Source organism: Arthrobacter sp. 05T420, assembly GCF_056396305.1.
The window spans coordinates 134,012-153,497 of the sequence record NZ_JBFTLG010000004.1; the positions used below are offsets into that span (position 1 = coordinate 134,012).

The following is a 19,486-nucleotide window of genomic DNA, read 5'->3' on the forward strand; positions in this document are numbered from 1 at the left end:
CGGTGAGCGGATGGCCGCGGCCGGACGAACCAATCGGTGAGGTCGCCCTCGTACTCGATCAGCGCAGCACCCTTGACCGGAAGGCAGACCTCCGCGACGGGTTGTCCGCCGTGGCCCGCCAGGGCTCCCACCTTTGGGTCGCCAATGACGAGACAACCAGCATCGAGCGGCTCACGCTGGAGTCCGGCGACCACGCGCGCGCCCATCGCAGCTTCGATCTCACCCACGTCCTCGAGCTGCCTGGGGACAGGGGCGAGATGGACATCGAAGGCCTGGATGTCGAAGGCGACACGCTGTGGCTGCTCGGATCGCACAGCCCGGCCCGCAAACAGGTCAAGAACAACGCCACGCCCGAAGAGGCACAGAAGTCCCTGGCGACAGTGGAGGTCAGCCCGCGCCGCCGGGTGTTGGCCCGCCTCTCCACTGAGTCCCTCCTCGATCCGGGCGGCGGCCGGACAGGGCAGCAGCAACGCCCGGCCGTGCTGGGCCTCGGCCGGGGCACGGACTTGGTGGATCTCCTGGCCGATGACCCTCACCTGGGGAGCTTCATCCGGTCCTCGAAGTCCGGGTCGCGGCCGATCCCGGGCAAGGACAACGGCATTGACTGCGAAGGCCTTGCCGTGGCGGGAGACCGGGTGTTCGTCGGTCTGCGCGGGCCGGTGCTGCGCGGGTGGGCCCTGATCATCGAGCTCCAGGTTGGTGACGGGCCCGGCATTGAGCCGCAGCCGATCGGTCCGGGTAATCGTCGCTACCGGAAGCACTTCCTTCGCCTGCATGGTTTGGGCGTGCGGGACCTGTGCCGTCACGGAGCGGACCTGCTCGTCCTGGCGGGACCCACCATGGAGCTTGCCGGGCGCACGGCCGCGTTTCGTTGGCGGAACGCGCTGACCTCGCAGGCCGAGGCCGTCCTGCAGAAGGACGACTTACCTTGCGAATTTGACGCGCCGTTTGGTGAGGGTGAGGACCATGCCGAGGGGATCACCGTACTCGACGACGGCAGGTCGGCACTGGTTTTGTATGGGACACCGGCTGGGAAGCGGAAAACCGGACGCCACGAGATCAAGGCCGATGTCTTCCGTCTCAGCACGTAGGTAACCAGCGCCGCCACAGCACCGCAGGTTGTCGGCGTTCTTAGTGCTCCCGTCCCACCTTTCCGAGCCAGGCCCTCAGGAGGGGAACCACCACGTCGCTATGCATCGCGCCCAGGTGATCGAGGGGCTGGGAGCACCTGCACGTCCCACCCGGCGTCGATGAGCTCGCGCTCGCGGGCAGCTAGCGGTTCGCCGATCCGCACCGTCACGTCTCCCCAACGGGGTCCGTACACGATTTGATCGGCGGAGCCGGCAAACGCAAGCCGGGGGAGGTTCCCGGCCAGCGCAACAGCTGAGTCGTCGAAGTCCTGGAGCGCCTCGTACAGCGTGAGGAACTGGCGGGTCTGGGCTTCGGTGGTCTGTATTGTCGCGGCATCCCAGTCGCCCGGTTCGACGGGCAGGTTTACCGCCGGAGATTGTCCCGAGGACGAGGAGCTGGCGGCCGCCGAGTGGGCCGCCTGCGTGAGCGCCAACATGCTCTTGTACGGGCCTTCGAGCGGCGGGAATCCGCCCATGACGAGCGCCCAGAGCCGGTGTGTGCGGACCGCCAACTGCAAACCGCACAGGGCCAGCCAGGAGTAGCCGTAGTACGCGAAGGTTTCTGCGTGCGCCGCATCCGCGATGGCCAGGAAATCGGCCGTGACGTTCTCCGGCGTGAGGGTGTCCGGTGCCGGGTGCGCCATCCGGTGGCCCTCGTAGTCGGCCGCCACCACGCGATAGGACTGCGAGAGGGCCGCAACGAGGTTGGGCCCGAGGCCGGGGTCGGCGCCCCAATCGCGCATTGTCTGGGCCTCCGACGCGGAATGCGGCTTCATATCCGCAGGGATCAGGAGCGCCCGGCCGTCACCGCTCACCAGCATCGGTATTGCCGTGCCGTCGTGCAAAAGGGCCTCAGCCATGCCCGCCACCGGGAACCTCCTATCGGCACAACTTGGTGAACAAAAGTCTGCCACCGCGGCGTTCCCTCCGGAACGCCCGGCAGCAACGGCGGCTGGACCGACCGCTCTGGCGCACACCGGCCAAGGAGACGAGAATGGGCTCGTGCCCGCCCCGGGTCAACCCCAAAGGAGGGATTTTCATGACGCTGTACCAGCCTGAACCGGTCGAAATCTCAACGAGGATCCGGCCGGGGGAGTGGACTGAGGAAAGCCTGGTTGCCCTGGCGGCGTCGTATCGCGAACAGCTGTTGGGCATGGGCGCGGCCGCCAGCGAGATCGACGTCGTGATTGACCGCGACGACGGCGGCGGCGTCAGCGTGGTGGCGTCCTGGCTCAAGCCTGACATCGCCCAGGAGCTGACAGAGGTGACGGACGACACCGGGCTTGTGGCAATGGACCCCGACGCCGAGACAGTGCGGCCAGCGGGCGACGATTCGCCCCAATAGCGGTCCTGGCGTGCTCTGGCACGCGTCCGTAGGGGAGACGAGAATGGGCTCGTGCTCCCTCCTCGCCCTCGCGGGGACGGCGCCGCGATGAACGCCGCCGCCCTAAAGATCCAGCGCATCTATTTGACGTTGACGCTGGGCAATACCCTTGCGGCCTCGTTCATTTGGGGGATCAACACCCTCTTCCTGTTGGATGCCGGACTCAGCAACCTTGAGGCGTTTGCCGCGAACGCCTTCTTCACAGCCGGTATGGTGGTCTTCGAGGTGCCCACGGGGGTGGTCGCCGACGGCTGGGGGCGCCGCGTTTCGTTCCTGCTCGGGACCGTGACCCTCGCCGTCTCCACTTACCTTTACTACCTGCTCTGGCAGTTTTCCGCGCCGTTCTGGTGGTGGGCAGTGGTGTCGGCCCTGCTCGGCCTGGGTTTCACGTTCTTCTCTGGGGCAGTCGAGGCCTGGCTTGTCGATGCGTTGCGCTTCTCCGGCTATGAGGGCGGGATGGAGACTGTGCTGGGGCGGGGCCAGATGGTGTCCGGCGTCGCGATGCTCGTCGGCTCCGTGGCCGGCGGCGTGATCGCGCAGGCCACCAATCTGGGCGTGCCGTTTCTGCTGCGTGTGGGTGTGCTGCTGGCCATGTTCGCTGTGGCCTTCGGGCTCATGCGCGACGTCGGGTTCACCCCTGAACGCTCTACTCATCCCCTTCAGGCGACCCGGGCTGTGCTCGCCGCCTCGATCGACAACGGCTTGAAGAATCCGCCCGTACGTTACGTGATGCTGGCCGCGCCATTCACCGCCGGCGTCGGGATCTATGTGTTCTACGCTCTGCAGCCGTTCCTGCTGGAGCTGTTCGGGGATCCACACGCGTATTCCGTTGCAGGCCTGGCCGCGGCCATCGTGGCCGGAGCGGAGGTGCTGGGTGGCTGGATTGCCCCCCGTATCCGGCGCCTCGTCCGCAGACGCACCAGCGTGCTGATCCTTAGCAGCATCGTGGACACGGTGATCCTGGTGGCGCTCGGGTTCACCCAAGTGTTCTGGGTGGCCTTGGTGCTGTTGGCGATCTGGGCGCTGGTGTGGTCGGCCGGCATCCCGGTCCGGCAGGCGTACTTGAACGACATGATCGCGTCGAAGCAGCGGGCAACAGTGCTCAGCTTCGACTCCCTCATGGGCTCAAGCGGCGGCGTCGTGGTGCAGCCGCTGCTCGGTCGGGCGGCCGATGTGTACAGCTACGCGGCCTCCCTGGCGATCGGCGGCGTGATCGAGCTGGTCGCGGTGCCGTTCCTGCTGGCGAGCCGCCGCCAACGCCACCATGCTGATCAGGCCAACGCCCCGACCAGCACGACGAACACCGGATCCGCGCCGGCGTAGGACGCCATCCGGTATAACACTTCGGCTGGGCGCCTTACTTGGCGGGGCCTTCCGGGCCTACAGTTGGGCGTGTAGAACCGTCGACAGGAGCGCCTCAGTGATTACCCTGCAGATCGAACACCAGGTCCGGGATTTTGCCATGTGGCGGACGGCTTTTGACAGTGATCCGCTGGACCGCGCCAAGTCGGGCGTGCGGTCATACCGCATCTCGCGCCCGATTGACCAGCAAGACTATGTGATGCTCGAGATGGATTTCGATACGCAGGCGGCTGCAGTGGACTTCCTGGGCCGGCTGCAGAACGATACGTGGAAAACCGGCGTGACGGCGCCGGCGCTGGTCGGTGAACCATCGACCAGAATCATCGAAACCGTGGCCATAGAGAACGTAGCCGCCCCCGAGGGCGGCCCTCGCTAACAAGGACCGCGCCGGGGAGGCCATCACAGGCCGGCACCCGGCAGTACCGGTGGAGTGACACCCTGCTGCTCGCGGTCCCAAAGGTACCGCAACAGGGCGGTTTCCGGGTCCCAGGGATTCTCGCTGAGATGAACCCGCAGACGGGCCCGATGCTCCTCCAGTTCCGGGTCCGCGCTGTTGAGGAGGCTGTCGATGATTTCGAGTACCTGCAGCCGCAGGGTGGTGCCTGCGGCGGCATCTGACGGGGTTCTTGAGGACGGTACCTGCGGCGCCACACCCTGTCCGTCGGAGGCAGTAAGCCCGGCACCACGGTCCCGGGGGACGGCCGGCCTGACGGCCGCCCCCCGGGCTCCGGCGGCAGGATGATTACTGGACACGGACTGCAAAGCCGGTTGCGGTGCCGCCCAGGGGAGACTCAACGCTCACGCTCTGGCCGGCCCGGCCGACAACAGCCGATGTAACTCGTATGGCAAACGATCCCGTGGCGTCCACCACGGCCGTACCAAGGACGGTTCCGTCCAAGCCGCCGAGGTGTACCGTTACCGCCTGACCGGACAGGATGGAGCTGGTGCCGTCCACCCGCCATTCGCGCTTGCTGGCCGTGTAGCGGGCGGAGGTAACCGCCACCGTGTCGGCCAGCGGGGTGACCGTCACCTGGGCATTGCTTGAGGACCCGTCAGAGCTTCCTACCGTCAGCTTGAAGGTCAGCGCGCCCGAACTCGCAGGGTACTTGTAGAGCGGGAAGGTAAACGAGGGACGGGCGGAATTGGCGCCGGTCAGGGTGACTTTAGGATCGCCCGGGCGCAGAATCTGCGTCCACGAATAGGTGGCGGCGCCGGTGGAACCGCTGCCATCCAAGGTGACCTTGGCTCCGCGTTGCGCGCCTTGCTGGTTTGGTCCGGCGTTTGCCGCCGCCGCCACGGTGGCTGTTACTGTCACGGTGACAGTTGCCGTGCTCGGGCCGCCGGGGCCGTTGACCGTGAGGGAAAAGACATAGTCTCCCGGTGCGGGGGCGGTGAAGCTGGGCCGGGCCGCGTTGGGATCGCTCAGTACCACTCCGGAAGGGCCGTTCCATGAGTAGGTGGAGACCGGACCGCTGGAGGCGGACCCGTCAAGGTCTACTTTTTGACCTTCCTGGACCGTTTGATCGGCTCCGGCTTGGGCGGTTACTGGAATCGGGGCGCGGGCGTTGCCCGTCACCTCGACAGGCAACACAACTTCGCCCTTGGCGTCGGATCGAACGGTGACAGAAACTGGGGGAGCCGCGAGGGGACCCCATGCCAGGGAGCCCGATGCCAGCTCCCCGAAGCCGAGGGCGGTCAGGGTCCGCGGGCCCGCCGTATCGCTGGACACCGCTTCGATCGATAGGACACCGCTGTCGGTGTTGAAGGTTGCCTTGCCGCTGACCCGGTCGACGACGGCGATCTTCTTCGCCGATGCCGGAACATCGCTCGAGTTCGTGACAGTGACCGTGGACGGCGGCTGGGGTCCGTCAAAAGCGATCCTGGCGAAATACTTGCCGCCGGATCCTTCCAGCGCCGTCGGGCTGAAGACCGCGCTGCCGGCGGACGAGTCAGAGAGCTGGATTGCTTGCGGTCCTGATTCGCTCGATGCGAAGACGTCCACCGTCCCTGAGTTAAGCGATGATCTGGAATACGTCGCGCGCTCTGCGGCCACACCGCTGTTGGTCGCAAGCTTTCCCTGCACCGTGAAGAGGTCTGTTTCTACACAGTCCGTCACCGGCCCTGGAACGGAAGGGCAGGCATCCGTGGCGCTCGGATTGATGCCCGGACCCTCGATCCGGAAGATATTGGTCCCGTAGGGGCTGCCGGTGATTTTGTGGGGGGTGGTGCCATCGCCGACGTACGTGTTCTTGCCGTTGGCGTCGGGCTTGAGGGCGGGATCGGTGGGGTAGGTGTCCCAGGTCAGGAACGGGCCGATCCTTCCACCCAAGGCGCCCGAGAAGTCTCCCTTTCCGCCGATGCCGATGTCCTCGGTATCGAAGACGATGCCCGGTTTCGATGTCCTGACGGTTTTGGTGCCCGCCGGCGTGGTGAACTTGTAGTCCACGCCATCCCTGACATTCGTGATTTTCAGCCGTAGCCGGGCAAAGGTGACCTGGTCGCCGGCGGCCACCGGCCCGCTGCCGAATGCCTGTTCCAGGGCAATCGCTGCGAGCGCTTTTCCACCCCCCGCTGTGTCCATGGTGCCGGAGGTAAGGGAGTAGAAGCCCTCATCCGGGTAGTTATCGGGGAAGGAAACCGCCGCGGCTTCATCGGGCAGCGGCCCGCGGGCCGGGCACATCGGATCGGCCTGCGCTATGCACTTCTCCAGCCTGAGCCCGGTACGGTCCCGGTACCAGACCGGGTAGCCGTCCGTCGCGTCGACCGGGCCGACTTCCGCGAGCCCGGGCCCGTTGACGCCCGGAGGGCCGACGGCGGCCGAGGCTAGGCCAGCCAACGAGACGACCGCGACATTTGCCATAAGGAACGCAAGTATTCGTTTCATGACGACATCCATCCTGTGCTTTTCTCGCCCCTCCACCCTGGCGGGAGGAACAGGGTGCGCCGGGCCGGCGCACTTGTGATCGTCACGGTATGGACGGCAACTTGTAACTAGCCTGTGATCAGGAGAACTTGTGGCCGCGGGCCGCTGCCCGCACGCAGGGCGTTCCAAGGGTTTTCCTAGGGCGCTCCGGGGATGCTGGCCTGCATGTCAAGGTCAGCCACGCTTCAGCGCGCGAAAATCCTCATTCCGGTCATCCTGCTCGTCCTTGTAGGGGCCCTGGTCGCCAGCGTCGTTACGGCTGCACCGCGAAAACCTCCTGCCCTGTTGGGTGCTTCGGCCGGCGTCACCGGGGGACTGGCACGCATTAACGGAGTGGTGCCGGAGGAGACCGACGGCGGGATCCCCACGGCCGCCGCTGCCGCGCTCGCCGATCCGCCAGCGGAGGGGCTCCACCGAGTACGCGTGCTCGTGGAGCTGACGGCGCTGGAAAAGGGCGGCCTCGCGTATGATCCCTCTGACTACTTCGTGTCAGGTCTCGGAACCGGGACGTGGAAAGCGCTCTGGTCTTCTCCCGCCCCCGCCGACGTCCCCCAAGGTCAAAGCCTCAACGCCACGCTCGTGTTCGATCTTCCGGACCGGGCCATCGATCTGGCACTGGAGCTCCCGGGCGGCCCGGGGCTGTCTTTGGGGGCGGCACACCACCGGGGACGGGGCTGACTACCCGGCGCAGATCGGCAGTGCCGCCCGGGAAAACGAGTATCGGGTACTCGTGTCGAGGGTGGCTCGATGGAAAAAACTTAGGGAGCATTAATTCCGTCCGAATTGCAGGTCTGCCATGCTTCCCAGCCCCACCCATGAGATTGACGGTCCATCAACCGCGGAGGGGGACGTGTTGCCACAGTGCGTCCTCGAGGTCCGAATTCTCGGCCCACTGCGAATTCGGCGAGGCGGCGAAGTCCTCGAAGCGGGTGAGCTTGGCGGTCCCAAACCCCGGCAAGTCCTCGAAATCCTCTTGCTCAATCTCGGCACGCCCATGTCAAAGGACCGCCTCAGCGACGTGCTGTGGGCCGGGCAGCCACCGGCAGAGGCTTTGCCGACGCTGGAAAGCTACGTCAGTGTCCTTCGGCGCCATTTGCAGCCAGGCCAAGGCAAATCCGGACCGCTGCGGACCGTCACCGGCGGCTATGTCATGGATCCTGCCCTCGTAGACCTGGATGTGAGCCGCTTCAGTGAGTTGCTGCGCCGGGCCTCGACGCGCGAGCCCGTCGAGGCCCTAGAGCTCCTGCAGGAAGCTCTGGGCCTGGCATTCGCGCCCCTGCTCGGGGATGAGCTGACGGCGCCCTGGGCCGAGGAAGCACGGGGCAATCATGAGCACCGGGTCTGCAGGGCCCGGGCGCAGGCCGCCGGACTGGCGCTGTCGCTGCATCAGCCCGAGCGCGCGGTCCACTGGGCGAGGGAAGCCCTGGCCGGCGATCTCCTTAACGAGAGTGCCTGGTCCTCCCTCGTCCTGGGGCTGGAGGACTCCGGGCAGCCGCTCGAAGCACTGAAGGCATTCGAGCAATGCCGGCGCACGCTGCACCGGGAAATGGGATGCACCCCGGGCGAGGCCCTGCGCGGCGCCCACGCCCGCCTCCTGCGGCTGACGGGCGGCGACGCAGGACCGGTAGCCGCCGTTTCGGCGGACCCGTCACCCGCCGTCGGCATCCCGAACAGCATGCCGAACCGTATCCCCACCAGCATCCCCACCAGCGAAGCAGGAGCTGGCGCCGCTACCCTGCGGATACTGACCGTCGATGACCACAGGACTTTTGCGGAGCTGCTGACGGGTGCGCTGGACCGGGAACCGGACCTTCGCAGCGTTGGCTCGGCGGCGTCCGTTGAGAGCGGCGTGCAGTTGTGCCGCGAACTGGAACCCGACGTTGTTGTCATGGATTATCACTTGCCTGATGGTGACGGGCTGTCGGCGGCGACCCGCATCTTGGAACAGAACCCGGATACCCGGATCATCATGCTGACAGGCGATCCGTCCCAGGATGTCCTGAGGCAGGCAGCGGCGATAGGGATATGCGGGTTCCTCCCCAAGGATGGCTCGCTGGCCACGATGCTTGACACTCTTCGGCACGCCCGGGCGGGAAACATGGTGGTGCACCCCTCCTTGGTGGCGCAGATCGGAGCCCCGCGCTCCGCTGCCGCCGTGTGCCCCCCTGGGCCACCCCTAAGCCCCCGCGAGCTGGACGTTCTGCGCTTGATGTCGGAGGGGCACGAGGTGCGGGTGATCGCCAACAGCCTGGGCATCTCGATCCACACCTGCCGCGGCTACGTCAAAACCATTTTTTCCAAACTGGGTTCGCACTCCCAGAGTGAAGCCATGGCGGAGGCTGAAGTCCGGGGAATCCTGCTCGTGAAGTCCGATGTCCAGGCCTTCTGAAGCTGAGGATGGCACGAAGCCGGAGGACTTTCCGGGCACGGCTGAACGCTTCGCCGTCCGGGCCGCCGTGGCGAAATTCCTGGTGATGGGATTTCTTGCGCTGCTGATTGTCGCGACTCCCGTCGCGTTTTGGATCCGTGCCGAGGCGGAGCGGCACGCTCTGGACAACGCCCTCCTCTTCACCCAACGCGTGGCGGACTTTGCTATCAAACCTCATGTGAACGAGGCGCTGCTCGCCGGCGACACAACGGCGCTGGACGCCCTGGACAAGGAATTGGAGCCATGGCGCAACAACGCCTCGGTACTGAGGATCAAGGTATGGGACAGCACTGGCCGGGTTGTGTATTCGGACATTCGCTCGCTCGTGGGGCAACGCTTCGATTTGCCCGACTGGGGCAAGGCCCTCCTGGCCGGAGGGCCGGGGACGGCGTCGCTGGAAAGCCAGCACGAACTTGAGAATGAGTACGAGCTGGCGTCGGGAGAACTCGTGGAAGTCTACGTCAGCTCCTCGGCCACCGACGGTACGCCGCTGATCTTTGAGGCCTACTACGACGACGACCCAGTGCGTGACGAGCAGCAGGCAGTCCTGTACAGCATGGTCCCGCCTCTTCTTCTCGCCCTGGCGGCACTTCAGCTGGCCCAGCTTCCCCCCGCCGTCCGGCTGGCCCGTGGGATCCAGGCCCATCAGGCGACCCGGAACCGCTTGCTTAAGCGCGCTGTTGAGGCCTCCGACCTGGAACGCCGCAGGATTGCCCGGGACCTGCACGATGAAGTAATCCAGGACCTCTCCGGGCTGGGCTATGCCCTCGAATCAGAAGAGCTCCACGGCCCACCGGAGCAGCGGCCGGTGCTGGGCGGGGCCAGAACAATTCTGCAACAGAGCGTCCGCGCCCTGCGGACCATGACGCAGGAGCTGTATCCGCCCGACCTTGAACAGCTGGGGCTCAGGACGTCTCTGGAACGGCTCGTCGAACCGCACCAGGAACGCGGCCTCGCGGTGCATCTGCTGATCCCGGACGATGTCGCGCTTGGCCGTGGTTCGTCCGCGCTGTTGTACCGCGTGGCCCGGGAAGCCCTCTCAAACAGCGCAAAGCACTCCGGTGCAACCACTGTGGTCCTCTCGCTGCGGACAGACCAGCACGGCGCCGAAATCAGCATTGCGGACAACGGCAAGGGCTTCGACACCTCACATGGCGCCGCCGAGGGCCACCTTGGCCTGCGGATACTCAAGGACACCATCCGGGAAGCGGGTGGAGCATTGCAGATTCTCAGCGTCCCCGGCACAGGCACCACCGTGACAGCGCGGCTGCAATCGCGTCTTGCCCCGGCCCGCTGACCCGCACGCGCCTCCTCAGGCTTCTTCCAAGGTCGGGAAAAAGGTCGCAGGTTATCTCCAAGCAGGGTCCTGCAAAGTCTGGTACCTGAACGCAAAGGAGACCGGCTATGTCCATTTCACGTCGTCAGGTTCTGTTGATCGGGGGCCTGGGTATTCTCGGAGCCGGTGGCGCCATGCTGCCGACCGGCTCGGTCGAAGCCAAATCGGCCAGCCGCATAAGTTCCAGCGAGATGCCCAAACCATTCCAGGCGGCTTTTGTCCAGGCGCCGGTTCTGCAGCCCTACGCCACAGGCACCGATCCCGCGGACGGCCTGCCCGTCAACTACTACCGGCTGACCGAGAAGGCCGCCATGGCCAACATTTTGCCCCGGCTTAGCACTCCCATCCTGGGTTATAACGGCACGTTCCCTGGGCCGACGATCAGCCTCGACCAAGGCACCAAAGCCGTACTGAGGATTCGGAACCAGCTGCCGGCCGAGCACGCGCTCGATGGGCACGCCCTGTCCACGTCAACCCACCTGCACGGTTCTGCTTCGAAGCCGCAATTCGACGGCTACGCCAGCGACATCACCCTTCCGGGTTTTTACAAGGACTACCACTACCCCAACTTCCAGCCGGCGCGCACGTTGTGGTACCACGACCACGGCGTCCACTTCACGGCCCTGAACGCCTATTCAGGGCTCGCCGCGCAGTACCACTTGCACGATCCTGTGGAACGGCAGCTCCTCCCGCAGGGCAACTTCGACGTCGCGCTGACGGTCACCGATGCAATGTTTGCCGCGGACGGTTCCCTGGGCTATGACGACAACAGCCACTCTGGACTGTGGGGGGACGTGATCCTGGTCAACGGCAGGCCCTGGCCGGTCATGAAGGTGCAGAAACGGGTCTACCGGTTCCGCATCCTGAACGGCTCCATCTCCCGGTCACTGCGGCCCACGCTCAGCACCGGTGATCCGGTGGTGGTGGTGGGTACCGACGGCGGCTTGATCCCCGTGGCGCAGTCCGTGGGAAGCTGGCGCCACGGCGGAGCAGAGCGGTACGAAATCCTCATCGACTTTCGGAACTACAAGACGGGGCAGCGGATTGAACTCCGCAATCTGTCCAACAAGAACAACGTGGACTACGACTTCACCAACAAGATCATGGCTTTCGACGTCACGGACGAGCCGGTGGACACCTCGGACCCCACCTGGAACCGGATCCCGACCAAGCTCGCCAACAGCGAGGCCATGTCGCTACAGCCAGGGCAATCCGTGAAGACGCGCAAATTCCGGGTCAAACGGAATGACTCTACGAACATGTGGACCATTAATGACGACAGCTGGCAGGACGTCATCGCCAGCGGCTACAAGAAAGTCATCGCCGATCCCGACCTCAACTCCGTGGAAATCTGGGAAATCGAGAATAAGTCCGGCGGCTGGTTCCATCCCCTCCACATTCACCTCGTGGACTTCCAGATCCTCAGCCGCAACGGGGCGCCCCCTATGGCCCACGAGCGCGGCCCCAAGGACGTTGTGTACGTCGGCGAGGACGAAACTGTCCGGCTGCTCATGAAGTTCACCCCGAACCGGGGCCTCTACATGATGCACTGCCACAACCTGCCCCACGAGGACCACGACATGATGGCCCAGTTCCGGGTGGGACTGAAGGAAAGCGACTGGGATTCGGACGACCCCATGACGGCGGCCAAGGCGGCCTGGGACGATGATCGGGATTGATAGCCGTGGGACAGGCCGGCCGTGGCAGCCGCTCGCGGCGCAGGCCCCTCATAGCGGCATTGATCCCGGTCCTGGCTGTGCTTGCCATCCGCGCCTGGCTCGTGGAGCCTGTGACAGTCTCCTCGGACAGCATGGCCCCCACGATCCCCTCGGGCGCCGTCGTGTTCCTGTACAAGCCGGCCGCGGCCGCGGGCTGGATCCGCAATGGCGTCGTTGTTGCCTTTGCCAGCCCGGTCGATGGCCGGACGGCGATCAAGCGCGTGATTGCGGGAGCGGGGCAAAGGGTAGCCATCCGGGATTCGGAACTATTCGTCGATGATGTTGCCGTCAAAGAGCCATTCATCGATCACAGCCGGATCGACGGCACCTACTTTGGGCCCGAGACGGTGCCTGCCGGCAGTGTCTTCCTTCTAGGGGACAACCGCGGCGTGTCAATTGATTCCAGGGACTTCGGAGCGGTGCCGTTGACAGCGATCCAAGGTACCTTGCTGACCGGCCAAAAGTAGACGCGTACCGGACCCCGCCGGAGGCGTCCGCTGCGGCCCGTGATTCACGTCCGCTGCCGTCATGCGGTTCCCTGCTGCTTGTGGGAGGGGTTCCGGGCCTTGAACGGGGCCAACGTGAGGGAGGCGACACATTCCAGCTCGGGATGCTGATGGTCGCCGCCGGCCACCACGCCGGTCTCCCACCATAGTTTCAGCCCTTCCGGCACCACCTCCAGATGGGCCAGGTTGTTTTGGAACCACGGCCCCTTGACCCCGGACCAGTGGAACGGCGGGTCCGGGACCTTTGCGGAGCGTGCAACCAAGGCGCCTACCGGCGTGGCCAGGCCGTAGGACATGACGGCTGCGAAGGACCTCATCACCCGGGGCAACGGGTTGCGGATGGGCGAGCAGACCGCCTGCACAATCCGGCTGCCCGAGTCACGGTCGACCTCCGCAACGTACGAGTAGTGGACGTCTCCGGAGAGGAAGGTGATAGTTTCCGGTGCCGGCCCGCGTCTGCCATCGGCGACCTCGCTCGCCAGGGCCGCCATCTCCCGGAAGCTGTTTTGGAATGCGCCCCAGTGTTCAAGGTCCAATGCCTGGCGCACCTTCTCCCCGGCCCGGGCGGCACGTTCTCCCCACGCACCTTCCGAGACGGCCTCATTCCACGACTCGACGTAGTGCAGGCCCATCGGCAGCAGAAAAGGCAGCGACGTCGCCATGAGCAGGTGGCGGAAGCCGCCACGCATCCGGCTATCGACCCAGGCCATTTCCGGTGTGTCAACCAATGCCCGGTCGTCCGGAGTCAGGTCCCGGGCTGCGCGGGAGTCAACCACGATCAGCCGGGTGTCGCCGAAATCGCGGCAGAAGCTCCACCGGTAGGATTTCGGGTCCCGGTCAGCCCGTTCCGCGAAGCCGTCCAGCTCCGCGCCGACGTCGATCTCGTCCTGGCCCGAGTGCCGTACGATCCGCTGCCAAACCGAGTCCTCGGCCCGTTCTTGCGGTGACAGGTTCCCCAGATGCTGGTAGACCCAGTAGGAGGCCAGCCCCGCGACAATCCGATCATGCCACCATGAGGTGGCTTCCATTTTCTTCTTCCAGCTCAGTGAGGTATTCCAGTCGTCGCGGATGTCGTGGTCATCGAAGATCATGGCGCTGGGCAGGGTGGACAGCAGCCACCTGTTCGCGGGGTCTGACCAGGCCAGATAGTAAAGGTGGGCGTATTCCTCGTAGTCTTTGAGCTCTTCGCCGGGGGGTGCCTCGATGTCGCGTCGGGCGCGGATGAACTCCTGCATCTGCTCGCTGGTCAAATCTGCGTACACCTGGTCTCCGACGAAGACCACCAGATCCGGCCACGACACCTCACCCCCGGAGGCCATCCTCAGCGCATAGGCGCGCAGCGCGTCGACGCCGTGGGTCCGGTTGCCGGAGGCATCGTGCGGGACGCTGGTCCTGCAGGAGCCATAGGCCATCCGCAGCGGCTTACCGGTCGCCAGGGTGGCGATCATGGACGGAGGGAAGCTGGTCGAGGAATCGGGCCAGACCTGCGTTCCGTTGATATCCAGGGCGTAGGGCGTGACCGTGCCGGGCTCCAGCCCGCCCAATTCCACCAGGGCGTAGTGGTGACCGTGAACTGCGAACGTTCGGGCGGACCAGTCCCTGCCGCCGGCACGGATGGAAACCCGGGCAGCGGATGGGGTCTCCACCCACACACTCGCCGAGGTCTCATCCACGTACCGCACCATGGGGCCGAGAACCAACGGGGAGGTGGTCATGAATCAGTTGTACCCGCTCCGGCCGGATGCGGCCATGGCGTCACGGAACAGACAGTGGCATGGAATAGACAGCGTCACCGAAACAGGCAGCGTTGATGCCACTAGCGCGGTTCCTTACGGCCCTCTCCCTCGGCAGGGTCGCTCTCCGATTCGCCCGGGGTCCGTGCCAGCTGCTCTTGGAGCCTGTTGATCTGGGCCGTGAGGCCGGCCAGCTCCTCGCTGCCGATGGGGATGTCCGCGTTCTTCCCGAGTTGGGTTGCGGCCGTCACACTTTCAACGAGCCACGAGGACACCGCCGCCGTGACCATGCTCAGGACCGCAAACCCGCCGACCATCAGCGCGGCCGCAGCCCACCGGCCGGGAGTTGTAACGGGGTAGTAGTCGCCGTAACCGATGGTTGTGATGGTGACCACCGCCCACCACAAAGAGTCGCCCATGGTGGTGATGTTCGCGTTGGGAGCGCCCCTTTCGAAATGGAGGACGCTCAGGGCAACTGTGTAGACCAGCAGGATGGCGGAGAAAATGACGTAGGCCATGAGGCGGGTCCGGATGGCAGTGCCCGGGGCCCGTTCCATGACTCGACGCAAAGTGAAGGGACGCAAGAGCCGCAATGGGCGCGCTACCGGGAGCACCACCATGAGCAGGTCCAGGGGATGGCGGACGAACCAACGGCCCGGCCGGGGGGCTAGGAGCAACTTCACGATGTAGTCGACGCCGAAAGCCAGCCACGTTGCCCCCACGACGAATAACAGAGCGGCGGCGTAGGGATCCGGCGGATCGACAATGACCAGGACGGAGTAGGCCGCCAAAAAGATAAAAGCCGCACCGACAAGGGGCCACTCGGAATACTTTTGCCACGTTTCTTGCCTCATGGCTGAATGCTAGGACTTTGCACAGCGGATGTCCGCACGAATTCGCAGGCCGGGCCTCCCGGATCCTCGAAGGGCCAGCCACCAACTAGCAACGAGCCAACGGCGCAGCGCTGACAACCACTCCCGGCAGCGGTACATTGAGGGTCTCAGGTGCCGGACCGCTCCGGGCAATAGATCGGCAAGGCACGAGTCAAGAACCGGCGGAGGCGACACGCCATGGCGGATGACCAGGGCAAAGACGGCGCGCGTGAGAGTCGGGCGCACAATCACAATCTCGCTAGCGAATTGGGAGTTGTCGAGCAGAACATCCTTTTGCGAGTCCAGGATTTTGATGATCCCCGGCAGGAATGGCGGCGTTTGTTCTCGGAGTTGTATGGCACATTCTTGCTGGTCATTGTTGCGGCCGGGGGTGGCATGATGAGCCAGGCCTTCCCCGGTGTCATCAGCCGCACGGCGGCCGTGGTGGCCCCCGGCCTCATGGTGATGGGGATCATCCTCTTCATGGGCAAGATCTCAGGAGCGCATCTGAACCCCGCGGTCAGCATCGCGTTCGCACTCCGCGGTGACTTCCCGTGGCGCCGGGTGCCGGGCTACATCGTTGTCCAGCTCATCGGAGCGACGCTTGCTTGTCTCCTGCTGCAAGGCGTGATCGGTGTCTCCGCCAGCTATGGTTCAAACTATCCGGCGGCGAATTATTCGGCCGTCGCCGCGTTCTGGATGGAGGCACTGCTGACGCTGGTGCTGGTCAGCGTCATCCTGGGAACCGCCTCCGGGGCCCAGAACGTCGGGCTGCTGGGGGCATTTGGCGTAGGCGCCTACATCGCCTTGGCGGGCTTGTGGGGCAGCCCCATCTCCGGCACGTCGATGAACCCGGCCCGGACGTTCGGGCCTGATCTCGCCAGCCTAAACTTCAGCGACTACTGGGTGTATGTCGCCGGGCCAATCACCGGCGCAGTGGTCGCCGTCGGTATTGCCTTCGTCTTGCGCGGCCCGGGCGGTGGCAAGTCCGGTTCCGGTGCTGCGCAGGGTGCCCTCTTCACCGAGGCCGCGAAGGACAAGAAGCCCTAGCGGCCTTGCAGCTCAAGCCACCCCTTGCGGGATATCTCTAGAAGCTGGATTATTTGCATTATTACGCACAGACGTGTCCCGCTCTTCGCTGGGTAAAGGTTGGACTCCGGCTCGAACCGGCGCTGCCGGTTCCTCGGTTGGGAGAGAAGATGGCAAGCACCGTTCCTTCAACAACTAAAGAGGCTGGCAGCAAGGGGCTGAAAAGCGGCGCGCTCGGTCTCGTATCGAGCGTCGTTGTGGGTGTCGCATCGACGGCCCCGGCCTATAGCCTCGCGGCCAGCCTGGGATTTATCGTCGTCGGTGGCACCATCTTCGCAGGGGTCAAGGCACCCGGAATCGTCCTTCTCGCGTTCATCCCGATGTACCTCATCGCGGTCGCTTACCAGGAGCTGAATAAGGCCGATCCTGACTGCGGAACAACTTTTACGTGGGCGTCCCGGGCGTTTGGTCCGGTCACCGGGTGGATGGGCGGCTGGGGGATAATCATCGCCGACATAGTCGTCATGGCCAATCTGGCTCAGATCGCTGGCGCGTATTCATTCATTTTTGTCGGAGGATTCGGGCTGCCGGAAGTCGCGCAGCTGGCGAGCAACGTCGTTGCGACAACGATTGCAGGTCTGGCATGGATCGCCGTGATGACCTGGATCTGCTATCGGGGCATCGAGCTCACGGCTCACGTGCAGTACGTGCTGCTCTCGTTTGAAATCGCAATCCTTATTTTCTTCGCCGGCTTCGCACTGGTCAGAGTGTATTCGGGAACCGCAGAGCCGTACTCCCTCGTCCCGCAGTTGGACTGGTTCAATCCGTTCACACTCGACTTTGGCGAGACTATTGCCCCGGCAATGCTCACTGCGATCTTCATTTACTGGGGCTGGGACACTGCCGTCTCGGTGAATGAGGAGACGAAGAACCCTGACAAGACCCCAGGGCGCGCGGCCATCATCAGCACGATTCTCCTGCTGGCAACCTATGCGATCGTGACCGTCGCCGCCGTGGCCTTTGCCGGCGTCGGCGACTCGGGAATCGGACTGGCAAATCCGGAAAACTCTGCCGACGTATTTTCGGCCATCGGACCTACACTGTTCGGCGAGGGCCCGGTTGGAGCGATCCTCATGACACTTCTCGGATTCTCCATCCTGACGTCGGCGTCAGCCTCGACGCAAACGACCATCCTTCCGACAGCACGCACCACGCTTTCGATGGCGGTCTACAAGGCGATCCCGGAAAAGTTCGCCCGAATCCACGCGAAATACCTCACTCCCACCTGGTCAACCATCGGCATGGGCCTCGCCTCCGCGTTCTTCTACCTCGTCTTCACGCTCATCAGCCCGGCACTCCTTCTGGCCCTGATCGGCTCGATCGGGCTGATGATCGCGTTCTACTACGGACTGACCGGCCTCGCCTGCGTATGGTTCTATCGCAAGACCCTCACGTCCTCGTTCCGGAACTTCATCATGCGCGGACTGTTCCCGTTGGCCGGCAGCCTCATGCTGGCGGCCGTGTTCATCTACGGTCTGTCGAACTTCGCCCAACCTGATTGGCTCCAAGACGCAGATGGTAACAACGTGACGATCTTCGGCATCGGGGCCGAGGCAGTCGTGGGCGTCGGCGGCCTGCTGATCGGGGCCGTGCTGATGGGGGTCTGGTGGATCCGGAAGCCGGACTTCTTCCGCGGGCACACACTGGCCCGGACTTCGGACGCATGAGGGGCGCCGCCATTGAAGTCACGGCCGGTGCTGTGGCTCCCACCTGAAGGACACCAATGAGGATCCTATGCATAGGCGCCGGCGGCGTCGGCGGGGCAGCGGCCGGCATTGCGGCGCGACGGAGCTTTTTCGAAGCATTCGTTGTCGCAGACTACGACTTGGCGCGTGCGGAATCTGTAGTCCAATCCGTTCCCCCCGAACTCAGGCAACGCTTTCAGGCAGTGTCCCTTGACGCGTCGAGCCAGGCGGCCGTGGCGGATGCCATACGTCGGCAGCGCATCACGCACGTCCTCAACGCCGTTGATCCGCGCTTTGTGATGCCGATTTTTGAAGGCGCGGCGGAGGCCGGCGCCACCTACCTCGACATGGCCATGTCGCTGTCGACGCCGCATCCTGAGGAGCCCTATCAGCTCCCCGGCGTGAAACTGGGTGATCTGCAATTTGAACGGTCCGGCGAATGGGAATCCGCCGGCCGCCTCGCCTTGGTCGGAATGGGCGTCGAGCCCGGCCTGTCGGATGTATTTGCCGCCTACGCCCGGGAATTCCTGTTCTCCCAGATCGACGAACTGGGCGTCCGGGACGGGGCCAACCTGGTGGTTGAAGGCTATGACTTTGCCCCGTCATTCTCGATTTGGACCACCATCGAGGAGTGCCTTAATCCGCCGGTCGTCTACTCGTCCGAGCACGGCTGGAGGACCACGGAGCCATTTAGCGAACCCGAAGTGTTTGACTTCCCCGAGGGCATTGGGCCGGTCGAATGCGTCAATGTGGAGCACGAAGAAGTGCTGCTCATGCCGCGATGGATCGATGCAAAAACCGTGAACTTCAAATACGGCCTTGGAAATGAATTTATCGATGTGCTCCGCGTCCTTCACAAACTCGGACTCGACTCCACCGAACCGGTGAACGTCAAAGGAACGTTGGTCAGTCCCCGTGACGTGGTCGCAGCGTGTCTGCCGGACCCTGCCACGCTCGGCCCCAAGATCACGGGCAAAACGTGCGCCGGGGTCTTGGTCCGGGGCAAAGACAGGGAAGGCAACCCGCGAAGTACGTATTTTTACCATGTGGCCGACAATGCGTGGACGATGGAAAACTACGCCAGTCAATGCGTCGTGTGGCAAACAGCCATTAACCCGGTCATTGCTCTCGAGCTGCTTGCCAGCGGGACATGGACAGGGGCAGGCGTCCTGGGGCCGGAGGCTTTCCCCTCCAAACCATTCCTGGACTTGATGGCCGCCCCCGAGCCGGAAGGTTACGGCTCTCCCTGGCACATCAGAGAGGAAACGCTGTGAGGACCCTCCGGCGGCTCCGGGTTTCGCCGTCGGGGCCGTGAACGCG

General features: G+C 64.6%; 18 protein-coding genes. 12 read left to right on the forward strand and 6 right to left on the reverse strand.

The window, feature by feature from the left end; all coding sequences use genetic code 11:
* Positions 1-2: 2 nt before the first annotated feature.
* A complete protein-coding gene (locus tag AC1DEM_RS05780) occupies positions 3-1,091 on the forward strand; it encodes a DUF3616 domain-containing protein (protein ID WP_476883555.1) in 1,089 nt (362 codons plus the stop codon).
* Positions 1,092-1,189: 98 nt separating this feature from the next.
* On the opposite strand, the gene AC1DEM_RS05785 is transcribed toward AC1DEM_RS05780, so the two are convergent.
* Positions 1,190-1,990, reverse strand: a complete 801-nt coding sequence (locus AC1DEM_RS05785) for an alpha/beta fold hydrolase (protein WP_476883556.1) — start codon at positions 1,988-1,990, stop codon at positions 1,190-1,192.
* Positions 1,991-2,169: 179 nt separating this feature from the next.
* Here AC1DEM_RS05785 and AC1DEM_RS05790 point away from each other — a divergent pair, with 179 nt between their 5' ends.
* The 3 genes from AC1DEM_RS05790 to AC1DEM_RS05800 all read left to right on the forward strand — a co-directional run bounded on the left by AC1DEM_RS05790 (position 2,170) and on the right by AC1DEM_RS05800 (position 4,252).
* On the forward strand, positions 2,170-2,475 hold the full coding sequence (locus AC1DEM_RS05790) for a hypothetical protein (protein ID WP_476883557.1): 306 nt from the start codon (positions 2,170-2,172) through the stop codon (positions 2,473-2,475).
* 87 nt (positions 2,476-2,562) lie between these two features.
* On the forward strand, positions 2,563-3,837 hold the full coding sequence (locus AC1DEM_RS05795) for an MFS transporter (RefSeq protein WP_476883658.1): 1,275 nt from the start codon (positions 2,563-2,565) through the stop codon (positions 3,835-3,837).
* Between the two features lie 97 nt (positions 3,838-3,934).
* The gene (locus AC1DEM_RS05800) at positions 3,935-4,252 is read left to right on the forward strand and encodes a hypothetical protein (protein ID WP_476883558.1); all 318 of its coding nucleotides are present in this window, start codon (positions 3,935-3,937) and stop codon (positions 4,250-4,252) included.
* Positions 4,253-4,275: 23 nt separating this feature from the next.
* Here AC1DEM_RS05800 and AC1DEM_RS05805 read toward each other — a convergent pair whose 3' ends face one another.
* Both AC1DEM_RS05805 and AC1DEM_RS05810 read right to left on the reverse strand, forming a co-directional pair.
* Complete coding sequence (locus AC1DEM_RS05805) at positions 4,276-4,527, reverse strand: hypothetical protein (RefSeq protein WP_476883559.1); 252 nt, start codon at positions 4,525-4,527, stop codon at positions 4,276-4,278.
* 91 nt (positions 4,528-4,618) lie between these two features.
* Positions 4,619-6,760, reverse strand: coding sequence for a PKD domain-containing protein (locus tag AC1DEM_RS05810; protein WP_476883560.1), 2,142 nt, complete (start codon positions 6,758-6,760; stop codon positions 4,619-4,621).
* Between the two features lie 204 nt (positions 6,761-6,964).
* On the opposite strand from AC1DEM_RS05810, the gene AC1DEM_RS05815 reads away from it, so the two are divergent.
* Positions 6,965-7,477, forward strand: a complete 513-nt coding sequence (locus AC1DEM_RS05815; RefSeq protein ID WP_476883561.1) for a hypothetical protein — start codon at positions 6,965-6,967, stop codon at positions 7,475-7,477.
* Positions 7,478-7,631: 154 nt separating this feature from the next.
* Here AC1DEM_RS05815 and AC1DEM_RS05820 read toward each other — a convergent pair whose 3' ends face one another.
* Entirely contained in the window at positions 7,632-7,757 is a 126-nt protein-coding gene (locus AC1DEM_RS05820) for a hypothetical protein (RefSeq protein ID WP_476883562.1), read from the reverse strand.
* A 36-nt stretch (positions 7,758-7,793) separates the two neighbouring features.
* Between AC1DEM_RS05820 and AC1DEM_RS05825 the strand changes: the two genes are divergently transcribed.
* The 4 genes from AC1DEM_RS05825 to lepB all read left to right on the forward strand — a co-directional run bounded on the left by AC1DEM_RS05825 (position 7,794) and on the right by lepB (position 12,748).
* Positions 7,794-9,188, forward strand: a complete 1,395-nt coding sequence (locus AC1DEM_RS05825; protein ID WP_476883563.1) for a response regulator — start codon at positions 7,794-7,796, stop codon at positions 9,186-9,188.
* Positions 9,172-10,524: a sensor histidine kinase gene (locus AC1DEM_RS05830; RefSeq protein WP_476883564.1), complete on the forward strand. Its 1,353-nt coding sequence runs from the start codon at positions 9,172-9,174 to the stop codon at positions 10,522-10,524. Before AC1DEM_RS05825 ends, AC1DEM_RS05830 begins: the two co-directional genes overlap by 17 nt.
* 107 nt (positions 10,525-10,631) lie before the next feature.
* Entirely contained in the window at positions 10,632-12,242 is a 1,611-nt protein-coding gene (locus AC1DEM_RS05835) for a multicopper oxidase family protein (RefSeq protein ID WP_476883565.1), read from the forward strand.
* A gap of 5 nt (positions 12,243-12,247) precedes the next feature.
* On the forward strand, positions 12,248-12,748 hold the full coding sequence (gene lepB, locus AC1DEM_RS05840; RefSeq protein WP_476883566.1) for a signal peptidase I: 501 nt from the start codon (positions 12,248-12,250) through the stop codon (positions 12,746-12,748).
* Positions 12,749-12,807: 59 nt separating this feature from the next.
* Here lepB and AC1DEM_RS05845 read toward each other — a convergent pair whose 3' ends face one another.
* Both AC1DEM_RS05845 and AC1DEM_RS05850 read right to left on the reverse strand, forming a co-directional pair.
* Entirely contained in the window at positions 12,808-14,502 is a 1,695-nt protein-coding gene (locus AC1DEM_RS05845; protein WP_476883567.1) for an alkaline phosphatase D family protein, read from the reverse strand.
* A gap of 101 nt (positions 14,503-14,603) precedes the next feature.
* Complete coding sequence (locus tag AC1DEM_RS05850; protein WP_476883568.1) at positions 14,604-15,374, reverse strand: potassium channel family protein; 771 nt, start codon at positions 15,372-15,374, stop codon at positions 14,604-14,606.
* 216 nt (positions 15,375-15,590) lie between these two features.
* Between AC1DEM_RS05850 and AC1DEM_RS05855 the strand changes: the two genes are divergently transcribed.
* The 3 genes from AC1DEM_RS05855 (at position 15,591) to AC1DEM_RS05865 (ending at position 19,440) form a co-directional block, all read left to right on the forward strand.
* Entirely contained in the window at positions 15,591-16,442 is an 852-nt protein-coding gene (locus tag AC1DEM_RS05855) for an MIP/aquaporin family protein (RefSeq protein WP_476883569.1), read from the forward strand.
* A gap of 149 nt (positions 16,443-16,591) precedes the next feature.
* Positions 16,592-18,148 carry an APC family permease gene (locus AC1DEM_RS05860; RefSeq protein WP_476883570.1) on the forward strand — a complete coding sequence of 519 codons (1,557 nt, stop codon included), beginning with the start codon at positions 16,592-16,594 and terminating at the stop codon, positions 18,146-18,148.
* A gap of 56 nt (positions 18,149-18,204) precedes the next feature.
* Positions 18,205-19,440, forward strand: coding sequence for a saccharopine dehydrogenase family protein (locus tag AC1DEM_RS05865; RefSeq protein ID WP_476883571.1), 1,236 nt, complete (start codon positions 18,205-18,207; stop codon positions 19,438-19,440).
* The last annotated feature ends 46 nt before the right edge of the window (positions 19,441-19,486 follow it).